The sequence below is a fragment of the Stutzerimonas azotifigens genome (assembly GCF_013522725.1).
In the GTDB taxonomy this organism is placed as follows: Bacteria; Pseudomonadota; Gammaproteobacteria; order Pseudomonadales; family Pseudomonadaceae; genus Stutzerimonas; species Stutzerimonas azotifigens_A.
Window position 1 is genome coordinate 214,839 of the sequence record NZ_JAAMRF010000001.1, and the last position, 26,189, is coordinate 241,027.

The window sequence follows — 26,189 nt, forward strand, 5'->3', positions numbered from 1 at the left end:
GTTCGTGAGCCTGTGGTTGCGAGGAAACCGCCATTAAACCGCTATTCGCAAAGGGACCGTCGCTCGGTGTGCGCCTGTTGGTGCTCGTCGTGCTGTCCGTTGCGCTGATGGTGGTCGATGCGCGTTTCGAGGCGCTCAAACCGGTGCGCAGCCAGATGGGGCTGGTGCTGACGCCGTTCTACTGGCTGGCCGAGATGCCGGTACGACTCTGGGAAGGGGCGACGGCGCAGATCGCCAGCCGCGACAACCTGCTCGCCGAGAACGAAAAGCTCAAGGCCGAAGCCCTGCTCATGCAGCGTCGGTTGCAGAAGCTCGCCGCGCTGACCGAGCAGAACGTGCGCCTGCGCGAGTTGCTCAACTCATCGGCGCTGGTGGACGATCGGGTGCTGGTCGGCGAGCTGATCGGTGTCGATCCCAATCCCTATACCCATCGCATTCTCATCGACAAAGGTGAGCGCGACGGCGTGTTCCTCGGCCAGCCGGTGCTCGATGCCCGCGGGTTGATGGGGCAGGTGGTTGAGGTGATGCCCTATACCTCGCGGGTCATGCTGCTCACCGATACGACCCATAGCATTCCGGTCCAGGTCAATCGCAACGGCCTGCGCGCCATCGCTAGCGGTACCGGCAATCCAGAGCGCCTGGAGCTGCGCCATGTGGCCGATACCGCCGACATTCGCGAGGGCGACCTGCTGGTCAGCTCCGGCCTCGGTCAGCGCTTTCCCACCGGTTACCCGGTGGCGACGGTCAAGGAAGTCATCCATGACTCCGGCCAGCCGTTCGCCATCGTCCGCGCGGTGCCCACTGCGGCGCTCAACCGTAGCCGTTACCTGCTCCTGGTGTTTACCGACACCCGCTCGCCAGAGGAGCGCGCCAACGATTCGGCCGCCGCTCAGGAAGAGGCCGACCGTGAGGAGGCCGCGCAGCCTCCGGCACCTGCCGAAACCACGCCTGCCCAGGCGCCCAGCACAGAGGCCGCCCAGTGATCAGCTCGAGGCGTAACAATGGCTGGCTCGTTTGGCTCACCTTCGCGCTGGGGTTGCTTCTCAGCGTGGCGCCGATGCCTGAATTCATGAACATCGGCCGCCCGCTGTGGCTGGCGATGTTCGTGACCTATTGGGTACTTTACCTGCCGCACCGTGTCGGCATGACCACCGCGTGGATCCTCGGCCTTGGGCAGGACGTGCTCTACGGCTCTCTGCTGGGCCAGCATGCCCTGGTGCTGACCCTGGTTGCCGGCATGGTGCTGGCGCTCAACCAGCGCTTGCGCATCTATCCGATGTGGCAGCAGGTGCTGATCCTGCTGGTGGTTTTCGGTCTGGCCCAGCTGGTCCAGCTGTGGCTCAACACCCTTGGCGGCAGTCGGCCGCCAACCCTGACGTTTCTGCTGCCGGCGCTGGTCAGCGCGCTGTTGTGGCCGTGGATATTCGTCGCTCTTCGCGGCCTCCGGCTGCGGTTTCAGGTGAACTGATCCGGCGGCGCCCACCTTCTCGGCGCTGTCCTTACGGGAAGGAATGATGGCGACTCTTTACCTCGCATCGGCATCCCCACGTCGTGCCGAATTGCTCGGCCAGATCGGGGTGCCGTATACCCCTCTTATCGCACCTATAGACGAAAGCGTTTTGCCCGATGAGTCGCCCGAGGCGTATGTGGAGCGTCTGGCGCGCGCCAAGGCCGCCGCTGCGCTGGCGATTCTGGATACGCCGGGCGACAGTTGCGTCCTGGGCGCCGATACGGCCGTGGTGCTGGACGGGCGCATTCTTGGCAAACCGGTCGACCGACACCATGCGCGCGAAATGCTCGAAGCCCTGTCGGGCCGCGAGCACCAGGTATTGACCGGGGTTGCGGTCGCTGGAGCCGGGCGTTGCCTCTCCCAAGTGGTGGTCAGTCAGGTGAGCTTTCGGCCATTATCGAGTGCCGAGATCGAGGCGTACTGGGCCACCGGAGAACCCTGCGACAAGGCGGGCGCGTACGGAATTCAGGGGTTCGCGGCGGTGTTCGTCAGCCACATGCAGGGCAGTTACTCGGCGGTCGTGGGGTTGCCGCTCTGCGAAACGGCGCAGCTGCTCGAGGCGTTCGGCATCGGCCATTGGCACCTGGGGGCCTGAAGACGGTAGGCTTGCTCCAATACGTGGTTGGCAGCGGTGTATCGGGCCAGTCGCCTCGGCGCCTTTAGCGAGAAGTGGCCATGAGCGAAGAAATTCTGATCAACATCACCCCCATGGAGTCCCGCGTGGCGGTGGTGGAAAACGGTGTGCTGCAGGAGGTGCATGTCGAGCGCACGCAGCGCCGTGGCATCGTCGGCAACATCTACAAGGGCAAGGTCGTGCGGGTGCTGCCCGGTATGCAGGCGGCGTTCGTCGACATCGGGCTCGACCGCGCCGCGTTCATCCACGCGTCGGAAATCTCGTCGCGTGAAGGCAGCGCCGTCGAGCCGATCAGCGCGTTGGTGCACGACGGCCAGAGTTTGGTGGTTCAAGTCACCAAGGACCCGATCGGCACCAAGGGCGCTCGCCTGACCACCCAGCTGTCGATTCCCTCGCGCTATCTGGTCTACATGCCGCGTACCAGTCACGTCGGCATCTCGCTGAGGATCGAGGAGGAGGTCGAGCGCGAGCGGCTCAAGCAGATCGTCGCCGAATGCGTGGCGGCCGAGGGCATCGAAGAAGCTGGCGGTTTCATCCTGCGCACAGCGGCCGAAGGTGCCGGTGCCGACGAGATCCTGATGGACATCCGCTACCTGCGCCGGCTGTGGGGCCAGATCGCCGGGCAGATGAAAAGCGCACGCGCACCGTCGCTGATCTACGAGGACCTGACGCTGGCCATGCGGACCCTACGTGATCTGGTCCATCCCCGCATCGAGAAAATCCGCATCGACTCTCGGGAGAACTTCCAGAAGATCAGCCAGTTCGTCGCCGAGCTGATGCCCGAGCTCGATGATCGTCTGGAGCACTACCCCGGCGAGCGGCCGATCTTCGATCTCTACGGCGTCGAAGACGAAATCCAGCGAGCGCTCGAACGCAAGGTGATGCTCAAGTCCGGTGGCTACCTGGTGGTCGATCCGGCCGAGGCGATGACCACCATCGACGTCAATACCGGCGCCTTCGTCGGCCATCGCACCCTCGAAGAAACCATCTTCAAGACCAATCTGGAGGCGGCCACGGCGATTGCCCGCCAGCTGCGCCTGCGCAACATCGGCGGGATCATCATCATCGATTTCATCGACATGGAAGACGAGGAACATCGCCGCCAGGTCTTGCGCACGCTGGAAAAGCAGCTCGAACGCGATCACGCCAAGACCAACATCATCGGCATCACCGAACTCGGCCTGGTGCAGATGACCCGCAAGCGCACCCGAGAGAGTCTCGAGCAAATTCTGTGCGAGCCCTGCGCCTGCTGTCAGGCGCGTGGCAAGCTGAAGACGCCGGAGACCATCTGCTACGAGATCTTCCGCGAGATCCTGCGCGAGGCGCGTGCCTATCAGGCCGAAGGTTACCGGGTACTGGCGAGCCAGCGGGTGATCGACCGTCTGCTGGACGAAGAATCGGGCAATGTCGCAGATCTGGAGGGCTTCATCGGACGGCCGATCAAATTCCAGGTCGAAAGCATGTATTCCCAGGAACAGTACGACGTGGTGCTGCTCTGAATAGCTGTGCACCTTGCTGTTCGCGCCCCGCTGGCGGCTGGAGTTTGAACCCGTGAGTCGGCTCGTTTCCCTGTTGGGCACCGTCGTGCGCCAGACGCTCTGGCTGTTGGCCCTGGCGCTGATCCTCGCGGCGTTGTACGTCAGCCTGGGTCGACAGTTGATGCCGCTGGTGGCCGAGTATCGCCCCGAGGTTCAACAGCGCGCCCAGCAGGCGCTCGGCATGCCGGTTTCGATCGGCCGCCTGGAAGGCGACTGGACGGGCCTGCTACCGCGGGTGATCGCCCATGATGTGCTCCTCGGGGAAGGCGACGCGGCGGTCCGGCTGGATCGCGCCGCGGTGGTGCCGGACCTGGTGGAAAGTCTGTGGAATCGCCAGCTGCGCATCGCCTCGCTGGCTTTCGACGGCGTGCACCTGAGCCTGCATCAGGGCGACGACGGTACCTGGCGGGTCGAGGGATTGCCGCAACGTCCCAATCAGCCGCCCGCCGACCCAGAGGCCGTGCTGCGCGCCCTGCAGCAGATCGGCGAGTTGTCGCTGGGCGATAGCCAGATCACGTTCGAGCCCCACGGCGCTTCACCCTTGACCCTGAGCTACGCGAACCTTCAATTACGCACGCTCGGTCAGCGGATGCGCCTGCAGGGTGAGCTGCTGCTGCCTGACGGCAAACCGCTGGGGCTGAACGTCGAGGGCCGGATAAACCCCGAGCGCTGGCGGCAGGGGCGTTTCGATGCCTATTTGCGTCTCCCCCAGAGTGACTGGGCCAGCTGGATTCCGGCGGGCCTGATTGACGCCTGGCGGCTCGATACGCTGGTCGCCGGCGGTGAAGCCTGGCTGCGCTGGCGCGGGAAGGCACTGTCGCGCGCGGTGGTGCGCGTCAATGCTCCTCAAGTCCGTGCCGCCTATGACCAGCGCCCCGAGGTAGCTGTCGACGATCTGTCGGTTGCTGTCTATGCCGATCGTACCGAGGCAGGTGTGCGTGTGCTGGTCGACGGGCTGGCGTTCAGCCTCGGGGAGACCCGCTGGGGTGGCGCCACGCTGAGCCTGAGCGAGCAACCCGACACCGACGCCAGCGCGTGGCTTCTGGAGGCCGACCGTCTGGACCTGGCGCCGATCGCGGCGCTGACCAAAGCACTCGCGCCCCTGCCTGAGAAAGCCGCTGAAGCGCTCGAAGCGCTGCATCCGACAGGCACGTTGCGCAACATTCTGCTGACCTATCTCCCGAACGCCGCGCCGCTCGAACGTGTCGAGTTCGCCACCAACCTTGAAAACGTGTCCTTTGGTGCCTACCACGGCGCGCCCGGCGCCACCAACGTGACCGGCAGCCTGCAGGGCACGCCCGCACGCGGGGAACTGCGGCTCGACAGCCGGGACTTCACCCTCGATCTCGCCCTGCTGTTCGATCAACCCTGGGAATACCGGCGCGGCCGCGGCCGGCTTACCTGGACCTTCGACGAGCAGGCCTTCACCCTCGCAGCGCCCTACCTGCAGGTCGAGGCCGAGGAGGGAGATCTGGCCGGGGATTTCCTGATCCGGCTGATGCGCGATCCGGAGGCCGAGGACTACATGGATCTGCGGGTCGGACTGCGCAACGGAGACGCCCGCTACACCGAGAAGTACCTGCCGAGCCACGGGCTTGCGCCGGAACTCGGCGCCTGGCTGAAGACCGCCGTCCGCGGCGGCAGTATCGACAAGGGCTATTTCCAGTATCAAGGCTCGCTCCGCGGCGACGCCGGCGAAGGCGCACGCAGCCTGAGCCTGTACTTCCAAGTGCGCGACGCCGAGTTGGCTTTTCAACCCGGCTGGCCCGCGCTTCGCGAAGGGCGGGGCGAAGTGCTGATCGAAGACAGCGGCGTGCGGGTGCGGCTGGATGAAGGTCGAATCCTGGACAGTCGTATCCTGGAGGCCACCGCCGACGTGCCCCACGTTGGGCCCGGCGAAGCGCCCCGCCTGGCAATAAAGGGACGGGTCGAAGGCAGCGTCGTCGATGGGTTGCAGATTCTTCACGAGGCGCCCATTGGTACCGCCGAGCTGTTCGCCGGCTGGCAAGGGGAAGGCCCGCTGCACGGCGCGCTCGAGCTGGACATTCCGCTGGCCACAGGCGCCGAGCCGCGAGTCGTTGCCGATTTTTCCACCGAAGGCAGCCGGCTGCAGATAGCCGAGCCAAAGCTGGAATTGCAGAAGCTGGGCGGGCGTTTTCGTTATGACACGCGTCAGGGCCTGAGCGCGAGCGACTTGCAAGCCGACGTGCTCGGCAAGCCGGTACGCGGCCGCGCGGTGGCTACGGGAAAGCCGGGCAGCCCGGCGACCCGGATCGAGGCCGAAGGCCGGGTCGAGTTGGCGCGTCTGCAGCAATGGCTGGCGTTCGAGCAGGCGTTGCCAGCGAGTGGCGAGCTACCCTATCGGCTGCGCCTCATGCTTGGCAGCGAGGGAAATCAGCTGCAGATCGATTCGTCGCTGCAAGGACTGAACATCGACTTACCGCCACCGTTCGGCAAACCCTCTGCAGCCGCGCGAAACAGCTCGTTGCGCATGACGCTTCAAGGACCGGAGCGCCGTTATTCGTTGCGGTATGGGGATATTGCCGCCCTCAGCTACGCCGCGCCGCCGGATGATTTGCTGCAGGGTCGTGGCGAGCTGATGCTTGGAGGCGGCAGTGCCAGCCTGCCCGACGAGTCGGGCGTACGGGTTCGCGGGCGACTCGACAGCCTCGACTGGAGCGCTTGGCAACAGCGGGTCGAGCGTCAGGGAGGTGCCTCCGTTGGTGGCAACGCGCACGTGTCGCTGCTACGCAACGCACAGCTGGACATCGGGCGCTTCGAGGGTTTTGGAACCGAGATCGACGGGTTGCGTGTGAACCTGCAGCGAGCTTCGGCTGGCTGGCAGCTGGGTCTGCAGAGCGAGCTGCTCGCCGGTGACGTGCAAGTGCCCGATGCGCGCGACGCGGTCATTGGCGTGACCCTGCAGCACCTGCGTTTTCCGCCGGCTGACACGAGCCCCGACGCTGTGCCCGCTACCGATGACCCGCTCGCCGGTGTGGACCCCTCATCGATCCCACCAATGGATATCTTCATTGCCCGGGTGCTGCAGGGCGAGGTTCCGCTGGGCACCTGGTCATTGAAGCTTCGCCCGTCCGCCGACGGCCTGTCCTTCAGCGATCTCGACATCGGGCTCAAGGGCGCTCGACTTACCGGTTCAGGTGCCTGGCAAACACAAGGCAGCCGCTTCACCGGTCGCGTGGAAGGCGGCAATCTCGCCGATGTGTTGCTGGCCTGGGGGTTTGCGCCGACCATCAGCAGCGAGTCGTTCAGTCTGGATGCGGCTGGACACTGGCCCGGATCACCCGCCTGGTTGAGCCTCAAGCGCTACTCCGGCAGCCTGTCGCCGAGCCTGCGCCGAGGCCAGTTCAACGAGGTGGAGGGCAGCGCTCAAGCGTTGCGAGTATTCGGTGTGCTCAACTTCAATTCCATCGGGCGGCGGCTGCGGCTGGATTTTTCCGATCTGTTCGGCAAAGGGCTCAGCTATGACCGGATGAAGGGCCAGCTCAGCGCCGAGCAGGGTGTCTACCGGACACGTGAGCCGATCACCGTCACCAGCCCGTCAAGCAATCTCGAGCTGGACGGCATCCTTGACATGCCCGCCGACCGCATCGATGCCAAGTTGCTGGTGACCTTGCCCGTGACCAACAATCTGCCGCTGGCGGCGCTGATCGTCGGAGCGCCGGCCATTGGCGGCGCGCTGTTCATTGCCGACAAGCTGCTGGGCGATCGCCTGGCCCGTTTCGCCACCGTGCAATACAAGGTGGAAGGCCCCTGGCAGACACCCTCGATCACCTTCGACAGACCTTTCGAAAAACCCCAGTAACGCTCGCGCGCCGGTATCGGTATACCGTCAGAGCCGCGCGCGAATCGACTCATATCGCAGGTGCGCATCATGTCGATCAGCGTCATCCAGATGGTCAGCAGACCCGAAGTCGAACCCAACTTGTCCGCCGCCAGCAGGCTGCTGGAACAGGCGGCGCAGGCCGGCGCGCAACTGGCGGTTCTGCCTGAGAACTTCGCCGCCCTTGGCCATCCGGACGTGGCGGGGCTGGCCCGCGCAGAGGCCGGAGGAAGCGGATTGATTCTGCCGTGGTTGAAACGGACGGCCCGCGCCCTCAGGTTATGGATTGTCGCCGGTACCTTGCCCCTGCCGCCCGATGAAGATCCTCTGGGCAAACCGCTGGCCTGCTCGTTGCTGATCGACGCTGATGGTAATCGGGTGGCGCGCTACGACAAGATTCATCTGTTCGACGCCGAGGTCGCCGACAGCCGCAGGATCTACCGGGAATCGGACCAGTACGCGGCAGGTCACCGGCTGGTGGTAGCCGATACCCCAGTGGGCCGGCTGGGCATGAGTGTCTGCTACGACCTGCGTTTCGCCGGGCTCTACGGTGCCTTGCGCGAAGCCGGCGCCGAGCTCATCTGCGTGCCCTCGGCCTTTACCTCGGTGACCGGGCAGGCCCATTGGGAGACGTTGATTCGCAGCCGGGCGATCGAGACGCAGTGCTATGTCCTGGCCGCGGCGCAGGGCGGCGAGCATCCCGGCGGACGGACGACCCATGGTCATTCGTCTATCGTTGAGCCTTGGGGTCGGCTGTTGTGCCAGCAGGCCCAGGGCGAAGCGGTGTTGACCATCAACCGCGACGCGGCGGAGCAAGCCGCGATCCGCCAGCGCATACCGGTGCACGCGCACCGTCGATTTAGCGTGCCAGAGGTCGTTCCGGCCGGCACTACGGAGTGAATATGAGTGAACTGCTGTTGCCTGTCACCGAGCGTCTGCTCACCCCGGGTGGGCTGGGGCTCGATGATCTGCCTGGCCTTCTCGGCGAGTTGGCCGGGCCTGGTATCGATGCCGCCGACCTCTATTTTCAGGATCAGGTGACCGAAAGCTGGGTGCTTGAAGACGGCATCGTCAAGGAGGGCGGATTTCATCTCGAGCAGGGCGTAGGCGTGCGTGCCTTGTCCGGTGAGAAGACCGGCTTCGCCTATAGCAATGCGATTACCGCCGATGCCCTGAAACAGGCCGCCCAGGCAGCGCGCTCGATTTCCCGTGGTGGTCGCTCCGCAAGCGTCGAGGTGCTCGCCAAGGCGAACCCGTCACCACTTTATACGCACGACAACCCGCTCGATGGCATGGGCCGTGGAGAAAAGGTCGAGCTGCTCAAACGCATCGACAGCGCCACACGGGCGCTGGATCTGCGTATCAAGCAGGTCACGGTGAGTCTGGCCGGGGTCTGGGAACATATCCTGGTGGCGGCGATGGACGGTAGTCTGGCTGCGGACATCCGGCCGCTGGTGCGCTTCAACGTAAGTGTCATCGTCGAGCAGAACGGTCGCCGCGAGCGCGGTGGGCAGGGCGGTGGCGGGCGTACCGGCTACGAATTCTTTCTCAGCGAGGACCGCGCCATGGGCTACGCCCGCGAGGCCCTGCGCCAGGCGCTGGTGAATCTCGAAGCGGTGGCGGCGCCGGCCGGCACGCTACCGGTGGTCCTCGGCTCCGGCTGGTCCGGGGTGTTGCTGCACGAGGCGGTCGGGCATGGCCTGGAAGGCGACTTCAATCGCAAGGGCAGTTCGGCCTATAGCGGCAGGATGGGTCAGCAGGTGGCATCCAAGCTCTGTACCATCGTAGACGACGGTACGCTGGCCGATCGCCGTGGTTCATTGAGCGTCGACGACGAAGGCACCCCGACCCAATGCACCACACTGATCGAGAACGGCGTGTTGACCGGCTACATGCAGGACAAGCTGAACGCACGCCTGATGGGCGTCGCGCCCACCGGTAATGGTCGGCGCGAATCCTATGCGCACTTGCCCATGCCGAGGATGACCAACACCTACATGCTGGCCGGCGAGAGCGATCCGCAGGAGATCATCGCGTCGGTCAAACGCGGCATCTACTGCGCCAGCCTCGGTGGCGGGCAGGTCGATATCACCAGCGGCAAGTTCGTCTTTTCCACCAGCGAGGCCTACCTCATCGAGGACGGCAAAATCACCGCTCCGGTCAAGGGCGCAACCCTGATAGGCAATGGCCCGGAGGTGATGAACCGTGTCTCGATGGTGGGCAATGACCTGGCGCTGGACAGCGGTGTGGGCACCTGCGGCAAGGATGGCCAGTCGGTCCCGGTCGGCGTCGGTCAGCCGACCCTGAAGATCGATGCGATCACTGTCGGCGGCACTGGCGCGTGACGGTGCGGCAGGCTCTGGCGGAACCGGACGCAGACTTCAGCGCAGGCCGCGTTTGGTCTCATCCAGGTCGCGGATGTATTTGAAGACCTTGCGGGCGGCTGCCGGCGGCTTGTTGCGCGCCGCCTCGTGCTGCGCATGGCGAATGAGCCCGCGCAGGTGCTGGCGATCGGCTTCGGGGTATTCGCTGACGAAGGCTTCGAGGGTCTGGTCGTCACCTTCGATCAGCCGGTCGCGCCAGCGCTCCAGGGCATGGAAGCGCTCGTTGTACTGGCGCGTCGAGGCGTCCACCTGGTCGACCAGCGCGAGGATGGCCTCGATGTCCTGGTCGCGCATCAGCTTGCCGATGTACTGCAGGTGGCGTTTGCGGGCAATGTGGGCCTTGTGCTTGGGCGCATCGAGCAATGCCTTGTGCAGTGCATCGGTCAGCGGCAGACGTTCGAGCAGGTCTGGCTTGAGGGTCGTCAGGCGCTCGCCCAGTTCCTGCAGCGCATGCAGTTCGCGCTTGACCTGGGATTTGCTTTTTTCGTCGAACGCATCGGCGTCGGAAAATTCAGACATGGGGCATGGTCCACTTGGAAAGGCCACCATGATAACAGCAGCCCCGCCGACGTCGCCTGCATGGCGCCGCTGGGGTGCATACGTTGGCAGAAGTTTTTGGAGCGCTTATGAGTGAGGTAGAGGGCATCGGTCCCGCGGCATTGCCAGGGCTACGCGAGAAGGTCGCGCAGATCATCAAGGAAGCGCGGCGCCAAGGCGCCAGCGCCAGCGAGGTCTCGGTGTCGATGGAGCAGGGGCTGTCGACCACGGTGCGTCAGCGCGAAGTGGAGACCGTCGAGTTCAATCGCGACCAGGGCTTTGGCATTACCGTCTATGTCGGCAAGCGCAAGGGCTCGGCAAGCACCACCGGGGCCACGGACGACGACATCCGGGAAACCGTGGCGGCTGCCCTGGCGATCGCCCAGCACGCGTCGGAAGATCCGTTCTCCGGGCTGGCCGACGCCTCGCTGATGGCCCGCGATCTTCCTGATCTCGATCTCTTTCACCCCTGGCAGATCACTCCTGAACAGGCGGTCGAGCAGGCACTGGCGTGCGAAGCGGCTGCCTTCGACACCGACCGCCGTATCCGCAACGCCGACGGCACCAGCCTCAATACCCACCAGGGGTGCCGGGCCTATGGCAACAGCCAGGGTTTCATCGGCGGCTATTGCAGCACTCGTCATAGTCTGAGCTGCGTAATGATCGCCGAAAACGACGGGCAGATGCAGCGCGACTACTACTACGACGTCGGTCGCATCGGCACATCACTGGCCGATCCGCAGCTGATCGGACGGCGTGCTGCCGAGCGGGCCGTTCGACGCCTTGGCGCACGTCCGGTACCGACGTGCGACGTACCGGTGCTGTTTTCGGCCGACTTGGCCACCGGGCTGTTCGGGCACTTCCTGGCCGCCATTTCGGGCGGCAATCTCTATCGCAACGCCTCTTTTCTCGAAGGTGCACTGGGGCAGACCTTATTTCCCGAGTGGCTGCAGCTCGATGAGCGGCCGCACCTGCTGCAGGCGTTAGGCAGCGCAACCTACGACGGTGACGGTCTGGCGACCTATGCCAAGCCGTTCGTGGAGGACGGCCGACTGGTGTCCTATGTGCTCAGCACCTATTCGGGGCGCAAGCTGGGCATGCCGAGCACGGCCAATGCCGGCGGCGTGCACAACCTGTACGTCAGTCATGGCGCGGACGACCAGGCGGCGCTGATCCGGCGCATGGGGCGCGGCCTGTTGGTGACCGAGCTGATGGGGCAGGGGCTGAACCTGGTCACCGGTGATTATTCGCGAGGCGCGGGTGGTTACTGGGTAGAGAACGGCGAGATCCAGTTTCCGGTGCAGGAGGTGACCATCGCCGGCAACCTACGCGATATGTTCAGGCAACTGGTCGCGGTAGGATGCGATGTCGAGACGCGTGGCAACGTGCGCACCGGTTCGGTTCTGATCGAGCGGATGAAGGTGGCGGGAAGCTGATTGCGAAGTTAGGCTGCCGCTGGCGTCGTTGCCTGCGGACTCATTCGCCTTCTTCGAAGTAATCCTCGATCAGCGCGATCAGGGCGGCGAGCGCTTCGTCTTCCTGCTCGCCCTGAGTCTGTAGGTGCAGCGTCGTCCCCTTGCTTGCCGCGAGCATCATCACCGCCATGATCCCCTTGCCATCGATCAGGCTGGTGGCGTCGCGACCGACGCGGATGTCACAGGGGAAACGGTTGGCCACGCCGACGAACTTCGCCGCCGCGCGGGCGTGGAGGCCCAGTTTGTTGATGATGGTGATGTCGCAAGCAGGCATTGCGGTTCCTAGCTGAGGTCGCGGTGGCGGACCTGCAGGTTCTTCAGCGGCTCCCGGAGCGCTTGCCCCAGGCGTTCGGCCAGGTAGACCGAGCGATGGTGACCGCCCGTGCAGCCGATGGCAACCGTCACGTAGGCCCGATTGCTGGCGGCGAAGCGCGGCAGCCATTTGCTCAGGTAGGCCAGGATGTCCTGGTACATCTCTTCCACATCGGGCTGGGTGGCCAGGTATTCGGCTACCGGCTGGTCGAGGCCGGACTGCTCACGCAATTCTGCCTTCCAGTAGGGGTTGGGCAGGCAGCGTACGTCGAAAACCAGGTCGGCATCGACCGGCATGCCACGCTTGAAGCCGAAGGATTCGATCAGGAACGCGGTGCCGGGCTCCGGCTTGTTCAGCAGGCGCAGCTTCAGCGCATCGCGTAGTTGATAGAGATTGAGGTGCGTGGTGTCGATCTTCAGGTCGGCAAGATCGGTGATGGGCGCCAGCAGCTGTTTTTCGTCCTGAATGGCCTCGGCCAGCGAGCGTGTTTCGTTGGTCAGCGGATGTCGTCGGCGCGTCTCCGAGAATCGCTTGAGCAGGGCCTCGTCATCGGCGTCCAGATACACCACATCGCACTGGATGAAGCGCGCCCGCGCGTCGGCGAGCAGTTCCGGAAAACGTTGCAGGTGGCTCGGCAGATTGCGCGCATCGATCGATACCGCCACTTGCGGATGCAGCAGCTCGGTGTGCAGCAGAGCTCGCTCCGTCAGCTCCGGCAGCAGCCCGGCTGGCAGGTTGTCGATGCAGTAAAAGCCGTTGTCCTCCAGGACGTTGAGGGCTGTGCTCTTGCCTGAGCCGGATCGGCCGCTGACGATGATCAGGCGCATTTCAGACCTCTATTGCCCGTTCTGGACGTCGACCACCACGCGATAAAGACTTTCGCTCGTCTGTGCCTGGCGCAGGCGGTCACGAACCTCGCTGCGGTCCAGCATGCTGGCGATCTGGCGAAGCAGCTCCAGATGCTCGTCGGTAGCCGCTTGCGGTACCAATAGCACGAACAGCAGGTCGACGGGCATCCCGTCGATGGCATCGAAATCCACCGGTGCGTCGAGCCGAAGCACCGCACTCAGCGGTGTCTGGCAACCGGCGAGCCGGCAGTGGGGGATCGCGATGCCGTTGCCGAAGCCGGTCGAGCCGAGCTTCTCGCGGGCCACGAGGCTTTCGAAGATGACCTGGGAGTCGAGGTCGGGCATATCGTGCGCGACCAGTCTTGCGATCTGTTCGAGCACGCGTTTCTTGCTGCCGCCCGGGACGTTCACCAGGGAACGTCCGGGGGTCAGGATGGTTTCGAGTCGGATCATAATGAGGCGATCAGCGGGCGACGACGCCCTGGTGGCGATCGAGCTGTTTTTCCTTGTGCTTGATCAGCTGGCGGTCGAGTTTGTCGATCAGCAGATCGATGGCTGCGTACATATCTTCATGCTCGGCGTTGGCGACCACTTCACGGCCGGCCACATGCAGAGTCGCTTCGATTTTCTGTCTGAGTTTCTCGACGGAGAGAATTACCTGAACCGCTATGATTCGGTCGAAATGACGTTCGAGTCTTTCGAACTTCTCCTCGATGTATTCACGAAGGGCGTCGGTTACAACCAGGTGGTGTCCACTGATGTTGACTTGCATACAGCTTTCTCCTTTCTCGCCACGTGTGGCGGCAGGCCGGAGCGCCTGCCGCCGTAACGCTACGGCGGTCGCCGTCACATCAATCGCTTGCGTTCGCTCGATGGTGCAATCCCGAGAGATTCGCGGTACTTGGCGACGGTGCGGCGTGCGACCTGAATGCCCTGTGCCTCCAGTAAACCAGCGATCTTGCTGTCGCTCAACGGCTTTTTCTGATTTTCCGCTGCCACCAGTTTCTTGATGATCGCGCGGATCGCGGTCGAAGAGCATTCGCCGCCCTCGGAGGTGCTCACATGACTGGAGAAGAAATACTTGAGTTCGTAAATGCCACGCGGGGTGTGCATGTACTTCTGTGTGGTCACGCGTGAAATGGTCGACTCGTGCATGCCGACGGCTTCGGCAATGTCGTGCAGCACCAGCGGTTTCATGGCCTCGTCGCCATAGTCGAGGAAGCCGCGCTGGTGCTCGACGATCTGGGTGGCAACCTTCATCAGCGTCTCGTTGCGGCTCTGCAGACTCTTGATGAACCAGCGCGCCTCTTGCAGCTGGTTGCGCATGAAGGTGTTGTCGGCGCTGGAGTCGGCGCGTTTGACGAAGCCTGCATACTGGGCGTTGACCCGCAGCCGCGGCACCGCTTCCTGGTTCAGTTCGACGATCCAGCGGTCGTTGTGCTTGCGCACGATCACGTCGGGCACCACGTATTCGGGTTCGCTTGCCTCGATCTGCGAGCCAGGCCGCGGATTGAGACTCTGGATCAGTTCGATGATTTGGCGCAGCTCGTCTTCCTTGAGCTTCATCTTGCGCATCAGCAGGCTGTAGTCCCGGCTGCCGAGTACGTCGAGATGATCGCTCACCAATCGCTGCGCCTCGCTCAGCCAGGGCGTCTTGGCGGACAGCTGGCGTAGCTGCAGCAGCAGGCATTCGCGCAGGTCACGCGCACCGACGCCGGCCGGTTCGAACTGCTGGATGCGGCGCAGCACCACTTCGACTTCATCGAGTTCGACTTCCAGTTCCGGGTCGAGCGAGTCGAGGACTTCCTGCAGCGATTCTTCGAGATAGCCCTGGTTGTTGATGCAGTCGATCAGGGTGACGGCGATCAGCCGGTCGGTGTCGCTCATCGGCGCCAGGTTCAACTGCCAGAGCAGGTGGGTCTGCAGGCTTTCGCCGGCGGAGGTGCGAGCCGTGAAGTCCCACTCGTCGTCATCGTTGCTGGGCAGGCTGCTGGCGCTGGTCTGATAGACGTCTTCCCAGGCGGTGTCCACCGGCAGCTCGTTGGGAATCCGCTCACTCCATTCGCCCTCCTCGAGGTTTTCGACCGTGTTGATGGTCTCCTCGTAGGTTGTTTCCTGGCGTGTCTCGGTAGTGTTCTCGGTGGTTTTCTCGGCGCCGTCGGCCATCGGGTCGGGGCTGTCGAAGTCGTCGCCTTCTTCTTGGCGTTCGAGCATGGGATTGGATTCCAGCGCTTCCTGAATTTCCTGCTGCAAATCCAGGGTGGAGAGCTGGAGCAATCGTATGGCTTGTTGCAGCTGAGGAGTCATCGTCAGCTGCTGGCCCATCTTCAGGACTAGCGAAGGTTTCATGGCAGAGGACTTTAAACCTTGAGTGCTGGCACGGCGGCGCCTGTTCCGACTTCACGAGCGCCCGGGGCGCCGACAGAAAGCAAATTATATGCCCGGTTATGAAGGCTTTGCCTAGACCCGAATCCGAAGGCCAGCAAAAAAACCGCCATCACAGGCGGAATTCGTGCCCCAGATACACTTCCTTGACCAGTTGATTGGCGAGGATTGCGTTCGAGTCGCCTTCGGCGATCAGTTGGCCTTCGCTGACGATATAGGCCACTTCGCAGATATCCAGCGTTTCACGGACGTTGTGATCGGTGATCAGGACGCCAATGCCCTTGGCCTTGAGGTGATGGATGATCTGCTTGATGTCGCCGACCGAGATGGGGTCGACGCCGGCGAAGGGCTCGTCGAGCAAGATGAATTTCGGCGCAGTCGCCAGCGCGCGAGCGATTTCCACGCGGCGCCGCTCGCCGCCCGACAGGCTCATGCCCAGGCTATCGCGGATGTGGCTGATGTGAAATTCCTGCAGCAGTGATTCGAGCGCCTGCTGGCGACCGCTGCGGTCGAGATCCTTGCGGGTCTCGAGAATGGCCATGATGTTGTCCGCGACGCTCAGCTTGCGAAAGATCGAGGCTTCCTGGGGCAGGTAGCCGATCCCGGCGCGCGCGCGGCCGTGCATGGATAGGTGGGTGAGGTCCTGGTCGTCGATCATGACGCGGCCCTGATCGGCGTTGACCAGCCCTACGATCATGTAGAAGCAGGTGGTCTTGCCGGCCCCGTTGGGGCCCAGCAGGCCGACGATCTGCCCGCTTTCGATGGACAGACTGACATCGCGCACGACTTGTCGCTTCTTGTAGCTCTTGGCCAGATGCTGGGCTTTGAGAGTCGCCATTACTCGCTTTGCTCCGCCGCCTGTTCACGCTTGCGCGGCTGGATGACCATGTCTACCCGCGGGCGAGGCGTGGAGACTTCGGCACCGCTGGCGCGGCCGGCATTGACGATCTGGCGCTGCGTGTCATAGACGATTTTCTCGCCTTCGAAGGTGTTGCCTTCCTGAACCACGCGCGCCTGGTCGAGCAGTACGATGCGCTCGTTGCTGGCGAAATACTGAATGGTCAGGCCGTAGGCCTGCACGATCTGCTTGTCGGCGGCCGGCTTCTGCTCGTAATAGGCCGGTCTGCCGACGGCGGTAAACACCTCGACGTCGCCGTTCTGGTTCTGGGTGATGGTAACGGTATTGCCGGTGATCTTCATCGAGCCCTGGGTGATGACCACGTCGCCACGGTAGACGGCCACGCCCTGGCGATCATCGAGCTCGGCGCTGTCGGCCTGAACGCGGATCGGCTGGTTGCGGTCTTCGGGCAGTGCCCAGAGGTTCGTGCTGGCCAGCAGAGCCGCCGCCAGGCTGAGAAGGGAAAGGGGTTTAACGAACCTCATGCTGGCCTCTTACGTTGGACAACAGGAGCATCCTGCCGTCATTCAAATACGCTTTCATACCGGTCGCCGTGGTGACCCCGTTGGCGGCTTCGATTCTAACGGCTTGCTCGGTCTGCGCATATTGCTCATCCGGCAATACCGTCATCCTGCTGGTGGTCAGGATCGTCGGCCGGCCTTTTTCGTCGGTGCGTTCGACCCGCACGTTGTCGATCAATTCAACCTCGGTACCTTCCGGTGACACTTCTCCCCGGTCGCTGCGCACGTGCCAGGGCAAGTCGCTGCCGCGGTAGAGGTTCAGATCCGGGCGAGTGAGCAGGCTGATATCGCTGGCCTTGATGTGTTCGACCCGGTCGGCGGTCAGCTCGTAATGACGGTTGCCGTCGGGCTGATACTGCACGGTGCGCGAGTTGACGACATAGAAGTCAACCTCGGGCTCTTCGGTGTTGGCTACCGGTGGTGACTGCATGAAGGTTTCCGGACGGATGTTCCAGTAACCCACAGCGACCAGTACGGCTGCAATCAGGGCGAGGCCGACGGGAAGGCGAAGTTTGCGCAGCATGCTGAACCCCTATAGATAAGCTGCCTGGGCCGCTTCGAGCGTGCCTTGGGCGCGCATGATCAGTTCGCAGAACTCCCTCGCCGCGCCTTCACCGCCCCGGGCCTGGGTGACGCCGTGGGCATGCTGACGAACGAAGCCGTCGGCGCTCGCGACCGCCATTCCAAGGCCGACGCGACGCATGACCGGCAGATCCGGCAGGTCGTCCCCCAGGTAGGCGACGTCAGCGTAGCCAAGCCCCAGTTCGGCGAGCAGTTCATCGAGCACCACGAGTTTATCTTCGCGCCCCTGGTACAGGTGCTGAATGCCGAGATTCTGAGCGCGACGCTCGACTACCGGTGTCTTGCGCCCGCTGATGATCGCGGTGCGTACGCCGGAGTTGATCAGCATCTTGATGCCATGCCCGTCGAGGGTGTTGAAGGTCTTGAACTCACTGCCGTCGACGAGGAAATACAGCTTGCCGTCGGTGAGCACGCCGTCGACGTCGAAAATGGCCAGGCGTACACCGGCGGCGCGTTGCAGCAGGGCGGCATCCATCACATGACCCCCGCGCGCAGCAGGTCATGCATGTTGAGCGCGCCGGTGGGCCGATCCGCCTCGTCGACGACCACCAGTGCGCTGATCTTATGGTCTTCCATGATCTTCAGTGCCTCGGCGGCGAGCATGTCGGCGCGGGCGGTCTTGCCGTGCATGGTCATGACTTCATCGATGCGGGCCTGGCGCACGTCGATACCCTTGTCCAGGGTTCGGCGCAGATCGCCATCGGTGAACACCCCGGCGAGGCGGCCGTCCTCTTCGAGCACGACGGTCATGCCCAGCCCTTTTTCGGTCATTTCCAGCAGCGCGTCGCGTACCGATGTGCCGCGCTTGACCTGGGGCAGGCGCTCACCGCTGTGCATGACGTGCTCGACCTTGAGCAGCAGGCGTCGACCCAGTGCGCCGCCGGGATGGGAGAAGGCAAAGTCTTCGGCGGTGAATCCGCGGGCTTCGAGCAGGGCGATCGCCAGGGCGTCGCCGAGCACCAGGCAGGCGGTTGTAGAGGAGGTCGGGGCGAGATTGAGTGGGCAGGCCTCGATCGAGACGCTGGCGTCGAGGTTGACCGCTGCCGCCTTGGCGAGCACGGACTCGGGGTTGCCAGTCATGCTGATCAGGGTGATCCCGAGGCGTTTGATCAACGGCAGCAGGGTGACGATCTCGCTGGTGCTGCCCGAGTTCGACAAGGCCAGGACCACATCATCGCGGGTGATCATACCCATGTCGCCATGGCTCGCTTCGGCCGGATGGACGAAAAAGGCGGTGGTGCCGGTGCTGGCCAGCGTTGCGGCGATCTTGTTGCCGATGTGGCCGGACTTGCCCATGCCGACCACCACGACGCGACCCTTGCTGGCCAGGATCAACTCACAGGCGCGCACGAAGTTGTCGTCGATGCGGTTCTTTAGCTGCTCTACCGCCTCGAGTTCTAGGCGAATGGTGCGCTGGGCGGTGTCGATCAGTTGGCTGCTCTGGCTCGTCATGATGCGAAGGTCTGGCTAAAACGCGGGATTATAGCGACAAAGCGAGCGCCGCTCATCGAAAACGCGGTGTTGGCAGCGATTCCAGGGCCGAACCCAAGCTGAACCGGCCCTGAACGAAAGTCGTATCTGTAATCTGGCGACACGCTCCACGTTTGGGGCGTTCCGGGCGCGGTGCTATAGTTCGCGCCCGAAAAAGGTCGCGCGCAACAGTATCTCCAAGCCGGCGGAGATCGTCTGTTCTGCAGGCTGCATGCAAGGAGATTAGATGAGCGCTGCCAATGATATTGCCGTCGAGCTGAAGGGCGTCACCTTCAAGCGCGGCGAGCGCAGCATTTTCAATAATGTCGATATCGCCATTCCGCGGGGCAAGGTGACGGCCATCATGGGGCCGTCCGGCTGCGGCAAGACCACGTTGCTGCGTCTGATCGCCGCGCAATTGATGCCGACATCCGGCGAGGTGTGGGTCGCTGGGCGGAATCTGCCGGCATTGTCGCGCAGCGAGCTGTTCGAGATGCGCAGGCACATGGGCGTGTTGTTCCAGAGCGGCGCGCTGTTCACCGATCTGGACGTGTTCGAGAACGTCGCGTTTCCGCTGCGGGTCCATACCAAGCTGCCGGACGAGATGATTCGCGACATCGTGCTGATGAAGCTACAGGCGGTTGGCCTGCGTGGCGCCGTGGAGTTGATGCCGGACGAGCTGTCGGGAGGCATGAAGCGCCGCGTCGCGCTGGCTCGTGCGATCGCGCTGGATCCGCAGATATTGATGTATGACGAACCCTTCGCCGGGCAGGACCCCATCGCCATGGGCGTGCTGGTGCGGCTGATCCGCCTGATCAACGATGCGTTGGGCATCACCAGCATCGTGGTGTCCCACGATTTGGCCGAGACCGCCAGCATCGCCGATCACATCTATGTGGTGGGGGACGGCCAGGTGCTGGGGCAGGGTTCGCCTGAGGAATTGAAACACTCGAACGATCCGCGAATCGCCCAGTTCATGCAGGGGCTGGCCGATGGGCCGGTGCCCTTCCATTATCCTGCGTCGGGTTACGCCGATGACCTGCTCGGAGGTGCCGATGCGTAAGCATTCTCTGCTCGACCGGGTCGGGCTGTTCGGGCGTGCCGGTCTCGACGTTCTGGCCGCGCTGGGGCGTTCGACGCTGTTCATGGGGCATGCCCTGTTCGGTCGCGGCGGGCTCAACAATTCGTTGGAGTTGCTGGTTCGCCAGTTGTACTCGGTTGGCGTGTTGTCGCTCGCGATCGTGGTGGTGTCGGGCATCTTCATCGGCATGGTGCTGGCGCTGCAGGGCTACAGCATCCTCGCCAGCTATGGTTCGGAGCAGGCCGTCGGGCAGATGGTTGCCCTGACCCTGTTGCGCGAACTCGGGCCGGTGGTCACGGCGCTGCTGTTCGCTGGGCGCGCGGGTTCTGCGCTGGCGGCCGAGATCGGCAACATGAAAGCCACCGAGCAGCTGTCGAGCCTGGAGGTGATCGGTGTCGACCCGCTCAAGTACATCATCGCGCCGCGGCTGTGGGCTGGCTTCATCTCGCTGCCGCTGCTGACGGTGATCTTCAGTGTCGTCGGCATCTGGGGGGGCGCGGTGGTCGCCGTGGACTGGCTGGGTGTTTATGAAGGGTCCTACTGGGCCAACATGCAGAACAGCGTGAGCTTCACCTCCGATGTGCTCAACGGGGTGATCAAGAGCGTTGTGTTCGCCCTCGTGGTGACTTGGATCGCCGTGTTCCAGGGCTACGATTGCGAGCCGACCTCCGAAGGTATCAGCCGAGCGACTACCCGGACCGTGGTGTACGCCTCCCTGGCGGTACTGGGGCTCGATTTCATTTTGACTGCGTTGATGTTTGGAGATTTCTGATGCGAATCCGCACTCTGGAGATAGGGGTCGGTCTGTTCCTGATGGCCGGGCTGCTGGCCTTGCTGCTGCTGTCGTTGCGGGTCAGCGGGCTGAGCGTTTCCGGTACCGATACCTATAAGCTTTACGCCTATTTCGACAATATCGCCGGACTCACGGTCAGATCCAAGGTGACCATGGCGGGCGTCACCATTGGCAAGGTCACGGCCATCGACCTGGATCGCGACAGTTTCACCGGTCGCGTGACCATGGAAGTGCGCAAGGACGTGGACATGCTGCCGATGGATTCGACCGCTTCGATCCTGACTGCAGGCCTGCTCGGTGAAAAATATATCGGTCTCAGCGTGGGCGGCGATGACGAGCTGTTGGTGGATGGCAGCACCATTCGCGATACCCAGTCCTCGCTGGTGCTGGAAGAGCTGATTGGCAAATTTTTGCTGAATTCGGTCAATAGAGAATGAGGAGTTTCGACATGCTGAAAGCCTTGCGTCGTGGTTTGCTGGTCCTGCTTGCCAGCGTGCCGATGGTTGCCCTGGCGGCGCCAAGTGCCCATCAAGTGATCCAGCAAAGTACTGACGAGTTGCTGGCCGATCTGAAGGAAAACAAGGACAGATACCGCAGCGAGCCGGGCGCGTTCTACGACGCCCTCAACGGAATCCTCGGGCCGGTGGTGGACGCCGAAGGCATTTCGCGCAGCATCATGACGGTACGCTATTCGCGCCAGGCCTCGCCCGAGCAGATGAAGCGCTTCGAGGAAAACTTCAAGCGCAGTCTGATGCAGTTCTATGGCAACGCCCTGCTCGAGTACGACAACCAGCAGATTCGTGTGCTGCCAGCTAGTGGCAAGCAGGATCCGGAGCGGACCAGCGTCGGCATGGAAGTGGTCGACCGCCAGGGCACTGTCTATCCGGTGCAATACACCATGGTCAAGGTCGGTGGCGACTGGCGCGTGCGCAACGTGATCATCAACGGCATCAATGTGGGCAAGCTGTTCCGTGATCAGTTCGCCGACAGCATGCAGCGCAACGGTGGCGACCTCGACAAGACCATCGACGGTTGGGCTCAGGTCGTGGCGCAGGCCAGGGAAACCGAGGCGGGCCAGCAGGCTACCGGCGATGAGTGATGCACGCATCACCGAGATCACGCCGGGCGAGCTGCGGCTCGATGGCGTGCTCGACTACCGCAGTGGAGCGGCGCTGCGTCAGGCTGGCCAGGCGTTGATCCGCAAGGCGACGACTCCAGCGATCACCATCGATTGTTCCGGCGTGCAGCAGTCCAGCAGCGTCGGGCTGTCGCTACTGCTGGCTTATCAGCGTGATGCGATGGCGGTCGGAAGGCAGCTGAGGATCGTCGCGCTACCCGATGACATGCGTGAGATGGCAGGGGTTTACGGTCTGCGCGAAGTGCTCGTCTTCGAGGAAGTCGTTGCGGAGCCTGCTTCGGTCTGACCCTACTTTCATCGGCTGTGCACCTCGCAGGGTTTTTTGTATGATGGGCGGCCGTGCGCGTCCGTCGCCGATCGAGGTTGAACATGCAGGCTGCAGAAGTGAAAAACTTCCTGGAAGAGAAGCTTCCGGGAGTCCAGGTGGAAGTCGAAGGGGAAGGCTGCAACTTCCAGCTGAACGTCATCAGTGACAAGCTGGCCGGCCTGGGGCCGGTCAAGCGCCAGCAGCAGATCTATGCCCACCTGAACCCCTGGATCGCCGATGGCAGCATCCATGCGGTGACCATGAAATTTTTCAGCAGTACCGATTGGGCGCAGCGCGCCTGACAGCGTTTCGGCGTATCCGAAAACAGACCCGGACGCGCGCCCCCGAATCACCGGCTGCGCGTTCCCTTCGAGACGGCCTCTGGCCCGCTATGGGAAACCCATGGACAAATTGCTAATTACCGGTGGCTCCCGTCTCGATGGCGAGATCCGCGTCTCCGGTGCCAAGAACTCAGCGCTGCCGATTCTTGCAGCCACCCTGCTGGCCGACACGCCAGTCACCGTCTGCAACCTGCCACACCTGCACGACATCACCACCATGATCGAACTGTTCGGTCGCATGGGCGTGCAGCCGGTTATCGACGAAAAGCTCAGCGTCGAGGTCGATGCCAGCAGCATCCGGACACTGGTCGCGCCTTATGAGCTGGTCAAGACCATGCGTGCGTCGATTCTGGTGCTCGGCCCGATGGTCGCGCGCTTCGGTGAAGCTGAAGTGGCGCTGCCCGGTGGTTGCGCCATTGGCTCGCGTCCGGTCGACCTGCACATTCGCGGGCTCGAGGCGATGGGCGCGCAGATCGATGTCGAAGGTGGTTATATCAAGGCCAAGGCGCCCGCCGGCGGCCTGCGTGGCGCGCACTTCTTCTTCGATACCGTCAGCGTGACCGGTACCGAGAACATCATGATGGCTGCCGCGCTGGCCAACGGTCGCAGCGTTCTCGAAAACGCCGCGCGCGAGCCCGAGGTGGTCGATCTGGCCAACTTCCTCAATGCGATGGGGGCACAGGTATCGGGTGCCGGCACCGCGACCATCACCATCGACGGCGTCAAGCGTCTGGGTGGCGGTCGCTACAGCGTGATGCCGGACCGCATCGAGACCGGGACCTACCTGGTCGCCGCCGCCGCGACCGGTGGCCGCGTGAAGCTCAAGGATACCGATCCTACGATCCTCGAAGCCGTGCTGCTCAAGCTGGAAGAGGCCGGCGCCTTCATCGATACCGGCAGCGACTGGATCGAACTGAACATGAAGGGCAACCGGCCAAAGGCCGTCAGCGTGCGTACGGCGCCTTACCCAGCCTTCCCGACTGACATGCAGGCCCAGTTCATCTCGATGAACGCAGTGGCCGAGGGCACCGGTACGGTCATCGAGACGGTATTCGAAAACCGCTTCATGCACGTCTATGAAATGAACCGCATGGGTGCGCAGATTCTCGTCGAAGGCAACACGGCGATCGTGACTGGCGTACCGCAGCTCAAGGGCGCCCCCGTGATGGCTACCGATCTGCGCGCATCGGCGAGCCTGGTGATCGCCGGGCTGGTCGCCCAGGGCGATACGCTGATCGACCGCATCTACCACATCGATCGCGGCTACGAGTGCATCGAGGAGAAGCTGCAGTTGCTCGGCGCCAAGATTCGCCGGGTACCGGGCTAACGGCCTGACCTCGCCGGCGGCTGTTCGGCCGCTGGCTCGCGGTTGCGACCGACCGGCGTACGCCGGGTACTTTCTAAGGATTCGCCATGCTGACCATCGCCCTGTCCAAGGGACGCATTCTCGACGACACGCTGCCGTTGTTGGCGGCCGCCGGTATCGAGCCGACCGAGAATCCGGACAAGAGCCGCAAGCTGATCATCCCCACCACTCAGGACGATGTGCGCCTGCTCATCGTCCGTGCCACCGACGTGCCGACCTATGTCGAGCATGGTGCGGCGGATGTCGGCGTCGCCGGCAAGGACGTGCTGATGGAGTATGGCGGCCAGGGTCTCTACGAGCCGCTCGACCTGCAGATCGCCCGCTGCAAGCTAATGACTGCCGGCAAGGTCGGCGCAGCTGAGCCCAAGGGGCGCCTGCGGGTGGCGACCAAGTTCGTCAACGTCGCCAAGCGTTACTACGCCGAGCAGGGCCGCCAGGTCGACATCATCAAGCTCTATGGCTCGATGGAGCTGGCGCCGCTGGTCGGACTGGCTGACAAGATCATCGACGTCGTAGATACCGGCAATACGCTCAAGGCCAACGGCCTCGAGCCCCAGGAACTGATCGCCACGATCAGCTCGCGGCTGGTGGTCAACAAGGCCTCGATGAAAATGCAGCACGCCCGTATCCAGGCGCTGATCGACGCGTTGCGTACGGCGGTCGAGGCGCGCTAGTCCAGTACTTTGCGCTCACGCTATTCGCTTGATAGCCGAAATACCGAGTGGCCCGGATTCGGGCTTGGTAATCTGGTTGCCCCTTGCGGGTACCTGAGCCATGACCGGCCGCCCAGCCCACCGTAATAATCCAACCCGTGTGCCCTGCCACCATGAGGCCCGTTATGACCCATCCCTGCGCTGTTCGCCGACTCGACGCTGCCGATCCTGATTTCCTACGGGATCTCGATCATCTGCTCAGCTGGGAAAGTGTCTCGGACGACGGCGTCAATCAGCGGGTGCTTGAAATCATCGCGGCGGTTCGGCAGCGCGGAGATGCGGCGCTGGTCGAGTACACCCAGCGATTCGATGGGTTGGAAGTCGCGTCTATGGCCGACCTGATTTTGCCGCGTGCTCGCCTTGAGCGAGCGCTGGAGCGCATCACCCCACAGCAGCGTGCTGCGCTGGAAACGGCCGCTGCACGGGTGCGCAGCTATCACGAGAAGCAAAAGCAGGACTCCTGGCAGTACACCGAAGCCGACGGCACGGTACTCGGCCAGAAGGTCACGCCGCTCGACCGTGCCGGGCTCTATGTGCCAGGCGGCAAAGCATCCTATCCCTCTTCGGTATTGATGAATGCGATCCCCGCGAAGGTCGCCGGCGTGCCGGAAGTGGTGATGGTGGTGCCGACGCCGCGTGGTGAGCTCAATGAGCTGGTGTTGGCTGCCGCGGCGATCGCGGGCGTCGACCGTGTCTTCACCATTGGCGGCGCACAGGCAGTCGCAGCGCTGGCGTATGGCACCGAGAGCGTACCGCCGGTGGACAAGATCGTCGGTCCCGGCAACATCTACGTGGCCACCGCCAAGCGCCACGTGTTCGGCAAGGTCGGCATCGACATGATCGCCGGACCCTCCGAGATTCTGGTGGTCTGTGACGGCCAGACCGATCCGGACTGGATCGCCATGGACCTGTTCTCCCAGGCCGAACACGACGAGGACGCACAATCGATCCTGGTCAGCCCCGACGCCACGTTCCTCGACCGTGTGGCGGCGAGCATCGAGCGGCTGTTGCCGACGCTGGAGCGTGAAACCATCGCCCGCACCTCGCTCGAAGGGCGTGGCGCGCTGATCAAGGTGGCGGACATGGCGCAGGCGGTCGAGGTGGCCAACCGCATCGCTCCGGAACACCTGGAGCTGTCAGTCGCCGACCCTGAGCAGTGGCTGCCGCACATTCGCCATGCCGGCGCGATCTTCATGGGACGTTATACCGCCGAAGCGCTCGGTGATTACTGCGCCGGGCCGAACCACGTGCTGCCGACCTCCGGCACGGCACGCTTCTCGTCGCCACTGGGCGTCTACGACTTTCAGAAGCGCTCGTCGATCATTCATTGCTCCGCCGACGGCGCTTCCGAACTGGGCAAGGTCGCCTCGGTGCTCGCTCGTGGGGAGTCGCTGACGGCCCATGCGCGCAGCGCGGAATACCGGATCAAGGGCTAGCGGCACGCTTCAGGCTGCAAATGACAAGTCAGATCGCAGGGTGGCAACGCTTTTCTTGTCCACCTTGAGGATCTATGG

The 26,189-nt window shown here is 63.5% G+C and carries 28 protein-coding genes; 17 read left to right on the top strand and 11 right to left on the bottom strand.

Features of this window, described 5'->3' with window-relative positions; translation table 11 throughout:
* Window positions 1-32 precede the first annotated feature (32 nt).
* The 7 genes from mreC (at window position 33) to tldD (ending at window position 9,868) form a co-directional block, all read left to right on the top strand.
* A complete protein-coding gene (gene mreC, locus G7026_RS00975; protein ID WP_181069213.1) occupies window positions 33-983 on the top strand; it encodes a rod shape-determining protein MreC in 951 nt (316 codons plus the stop codon).
* Window positions 980-1,468, top strand: a complete 489-nt coding sequence (mreD, locus tag G7026_RS00980; RefSeq protein ID WP_181068780.1) for a rod shape-determining protein MreD — start codon at window positions 980-982, stop codon at window positions 1,466-1,468. Before mreC ends, mreD begins: the two co-directional genes overlap by 4 nt.
* Window positions 1,469-1,514: 46 nt before the next feature.
* Entirely contained in the window at window positions 1,515-2,105 is a 591-nt protein-coding gene (locus G7026_RS00985; protein WP_181068781.1) for a Maf family protein, read from the top strand.
* 80 nt (window positions 2,106-2,185) lie between these two features.
* On the top strand, window positions 2,186-3,643 hold the full coding sequence (rng, locus tag G7026_RS00990; RefSeq protein WP_181068782.1) for a ribonuclease G: 1,458 nt from the start codon (window positions 2,186-2,188) through the stop codon (window positions 3,641-3,643).
* Window positions 3,644-3,695: 52 nt separating this feature from the next.
* Entirely contained in the window at window positions 3,696-7,505 is a 3,810-nt protein-coding gene (locus G7026_RS00995; RefSeq protein ID WP_181068783.1) for a YhdP family protein, read from the top strand.
* Window positions 7,506-7,574: 69 nt separating this feature from the next.
* Window positions 7,575-8,423, top strand: a complete 849-nt coding sequence (locus G7026_RS01000) for a carbon-nitrogen hydrolase family protein (RefSeq protein ID WP_181068784.1) — start codon at window positions 7,575-7,577, stop codon at window positions 8,421-8,423.
* A gap of 2 nt (window positions 8,424-8,425) precedes the next feature.
* Window positions 8,426-9,868 carry a metalloprotease TldD gene (gene tldD, locus G7026_RS01005; RefSeq protein ID WP_181068785.1) on the top strand — a complete coding sequence of 481 codons (1,443 nt, stop codon included), beginning with the start codon at window positions 8,426-8,428 and terminating at the stop codon, window positions 9,866-9,868.
* Window positions 9,869-9,904: 36 nt separating this feature from the next.
* Here tldD and yjgA read toward each other — a convergent pair whose 3' ends face one another.
* Window positions 9,905-10,426 carry a ribosome biogenesis factor YjgA gene (gene yjgA, locus G7026_RS01010; protein WP_181068786.1) on the bottom strand — a complete coding sequence of 174 codons (522 nt, stop codon included), beginning with the start codon at window positions 10,424-10,426 and terminating at the stop codon, window positions 9,905-9,907.
* A gap of 107 nt (window positions 10,427-10,533) precedes the next feature.
* Here yjgA and pmbA point away from each other — a divergent pair, with 107 nt between their 5' ends.
* Window positions 10,534-11,880, top strand: a complete 1,347-nt coding sequence (pmbA, locus tag G7026_RS01015) for a metalloprotease PmbA (protein ID WP_181068787.1) — start codon at window positions 10,534-10,536, stop codon at window positions 11,878-11,880.
* 40 nt (window positions 11,881-11,920) lie between these two features.
* Here the strand turns inward: pmbA and G7026_RS01020 are convergent, their stop codons facing one another.
* The 10 genes from G7026_RS01020 to G7026_RS01065 all read right to left on the bottom strand — a co-directional run bounded on the left by G7026_RS01020 (window position 11,921) and on the right by G7026_RS01065 (window position 18,918).
* On the bottom strand, window positions 11,921-12,193 hold the full coding sequence (locus tag G7026_RS01020) for an HPr family phosphocarrier protein (RefSeq protein WP_181068788.1): 273 nt from the start codon (window positions 12,191-12,193) through the stop codon (window positions 11,921-11,923).
* A gap of 8 nt (window positions 12,194-12,201) precedes the next feature.
* Window positions 12,202-13,059, bottom strand: coding sequence for an RNase adapter RapZ (gene rapZ, locus G7026_RS01025; RefSeq protein ID WP_181068789.1), 858 nt, complete (start codon window positions 13,057-13,059; stop codon window positions 12,202-12,204).
* A gap of 9 nt (window positions 13,060-13,068) precedes the next feature.
* Window positions 13,069-13,533: a PTS IIA-like nitrogen regulatory protein PtsN gene (gene ptsN, locus G7026_RS01030; protein ID WP_181068790.1), complete on the bottom strand. Its 465-nt coding sequence runs from the start codon at window positions 13,531-13,533 to the stop codon at window positions 13,069-13,071.
* Between the two features lie 10 nt (window positions 13,534-13,543).
* Window positions 13,544-13,852 (bottom strand): ribosome hibernation-promoting factor, HPF/YfiA family, encoded by a 309-nt coding sequence (gene hpf / locus G7026_RS01035; protein WP_181068791.1) that lies wholly within the window; start codon window positions 13,850-13,852, stop codon window positions 13,544-13,546.
* A gap of 74 nt (window positions 13,853-13,926) precedes the next feature.
* On the bottom strand, window positions 13,927-15,429 hold the full coding sequence (locus G7026_RS01040; RefSeq protein WP_181068792.1) for an RNA polymerase factor sigma-54: 1,503 nt from the start codon (window positions 15,427-15,429) through the stop codon (window positions 13,927-13,929).
* 148 nt (window positions 15,430-15,577) lie between these two features.
* Window positions 15,578-16,303 (bottom strand): LPS export ABC transporter ATP-binding protein, encoded by a 726-nt coding sequence (lptB, locus tag G7026_RS01045; protein WP_181068793.1) that lies wholly within the window; start codon window positions 16,301-16,303, stop codon window positions 15,578-15,580.
* A complete protein-coding gene (gene lptA / locus G7026_RS01050) occupies window positions 16,303-16,848 on the bottom strand; it encodes a lipopolysaccharide transport periplasmic protein LptA (protein WP_181068794.1) in 546 nt (181 codons plus the stop codon). Before lptA ends, lptB begins: the two co-directional genes overlap by 1 nt.
* Window positions 16,835-17,407, bottom strand: coding sequence for an LPS export ABC transporter periplasmic protein LptC (lptC, locus tag G7026_RS01055; protein ID WP_181068795.1), 573 nt, complete (start codon window positions 17,405-17,407; stop codon window positions 16,835-16,837). Before lptC ends, lptA begins: the two co-directional genes overlap by 14 nt.
* A 9-nt stretch (window positions 17,408-17,416) precedes the next feature.
* On the bottom strand, window positions 17,417-17,941 hold the full coding sequence (locus G7026_RS01060) for a KdsC family phosphatase (protein WP_181068796.1): 525 nt from the start codon (window positions 17,939-17,941) through the stop codon (window positions 17,417-17,419).
* On the bottom strand, window positions 17,941-18,918 hold the full coding sequence (locus tag G7026_RS01065; protein ID WP_219858257.1) for a KpsF/GutQ family sugar-phosphate isomerase: 978 nt from the start codon (window positions 18,916-18,918) through the stop codon (window positions 17,941-17,943). The genes G7026_RS01060 and G7026_RS01065 overlap by 1 nt, the downstream gene beginning before the upstream one ends.
* Window positions 18,919-19,183: 265 nt before the next feature.
* Here G7026_RS01065 and G7026_RS01070 point away from each other — a divergent pair, with 265 nt between their 5' ends.
* The 9 genes from G7026_RS01070 (at window position 19,184) to hisD (ending at window position 26,111) form a co-directional block, all read left to right on the top strand.
* On the top strand, window positions 19,184-19,999 hold the full coding sequence (locus G7026_RS01070; protein WP_181068797.1) for an ATP-binding cassette domain-containing protein: 816 nt from the start codon (window positions 19,184-19,186) through the stop codon (window positions 19,997-19,999).
* On the top strand, window positions 19,992-20,789 hold the full coding sequence (mlaE, locus tag G7026_RS01075; protein ID WP_181068798.1) for a lipid asymmetry maintenance ABC transporter permease subunit MlaE: 798 nt from the start codon (window positions 19,992-19,994) through the stop codon (window positions 20,787-20,789). Before G7026_RS01070 ends, mlaE begins: the two co-directional genes overlap by 8 nt.
* Window positions 20,789-21,247, top strand: coding sequence for an outer membrane lipid asymmetry maintenance protein MlaD (gene mlaD / locus G7026_RS01080; protein ID WP_181068799.1), 459 nt, complete (start codon window positions 20,789-20,791; stop codon window positions 21,245-21,247). The genes mlaE and mlaD overlap by 1 nt, the downstream gene beginning before the upstream one ends.
* A gap of 11 nt (window positions 21,248-21,258) precedes the next feature.
* Complete coding sequence (locus tag G7026_RS01085) at window positions 21,259-21,909, top strand: MlaC/ttg2D family ABC transporter substrate-binding protein (RefSeq protein ID WP_181068800.1); 651 nt, start codon at window positions 21,259-21,261, stop codon at window positions 21,907-21,909.
* Window positions 21,902-22,234: an STAS domain-containing protein gene (locus tag G7026_RS01090; protein WP_181068801.1), complete on the top strand. Its 333-nt coding sequence runs from the start codon at window positions 21,902-21,904 to the stop codon at window positions 22,232-22,234. The genes G7026_RS01085 and G7026_RS01090 overlap by 8 nt, the downstream gene beginning before the upstream one ends.
* Before the next feature lie 83 nt (window positions 22,235-22,317).
* Window positions 22,318-22,557 (top strand): BolA family protein, encoded by a 240-nt coding sequence (locus G7026_RS01095; protein ID WP_181068802.1) that lies wholly within the window; start codon window positions 22,318-22,320, stop codon window positions 22,555-22,557.
* 100 nt (window positions 22,558-22,657) lie between these two features.
* The gene (gene murA / locus G7026_RS01100) at window positions 22,658-23,923 is read left to right on the top strand and encodes a UDP-N-acetylglucosamine 1-carboxyvinyltransferase (protein ID WP_181068803.1); all 1,266 of its coding nucleotides are present in this window, start codon (window positions 22,658-22,660) and stop codon (window positions 23,921-23,923) included.
* An 86-nt stretch (window positions 23,924-24,009) separates the two neighbouring features.
* Window positions 24,010-24,636 (top strand): ATP phosphoribosyltransferase, encoded by a 627-nt coding sequence (gene hisG / locus G7026_RS01105; RefSeq protein ID WP_181068804.1) that lies wholly within the window; start codon window positions 24,010-24,012, stop codon window positions 24,634-24,636.
* A gap of 164 nt (window positions 24,637-24,800) precedes the next feature.
* Window positions 24,801-26,111 carry a histidinol dehydrogenase gene (gene hisD / locus G7026_RS01110; RefSeq protein ID WP_181068805.1) on the top strand — a complete coding sequence of 437 codons (1,311 nt, stop codon included), beginning with the start codon at window positions 24,801-24,803 and terminating at the stop codon, window positions 26,109-26,111.
* Window positions 26,112-26,189: the final 78 nt, after the last annotated feature.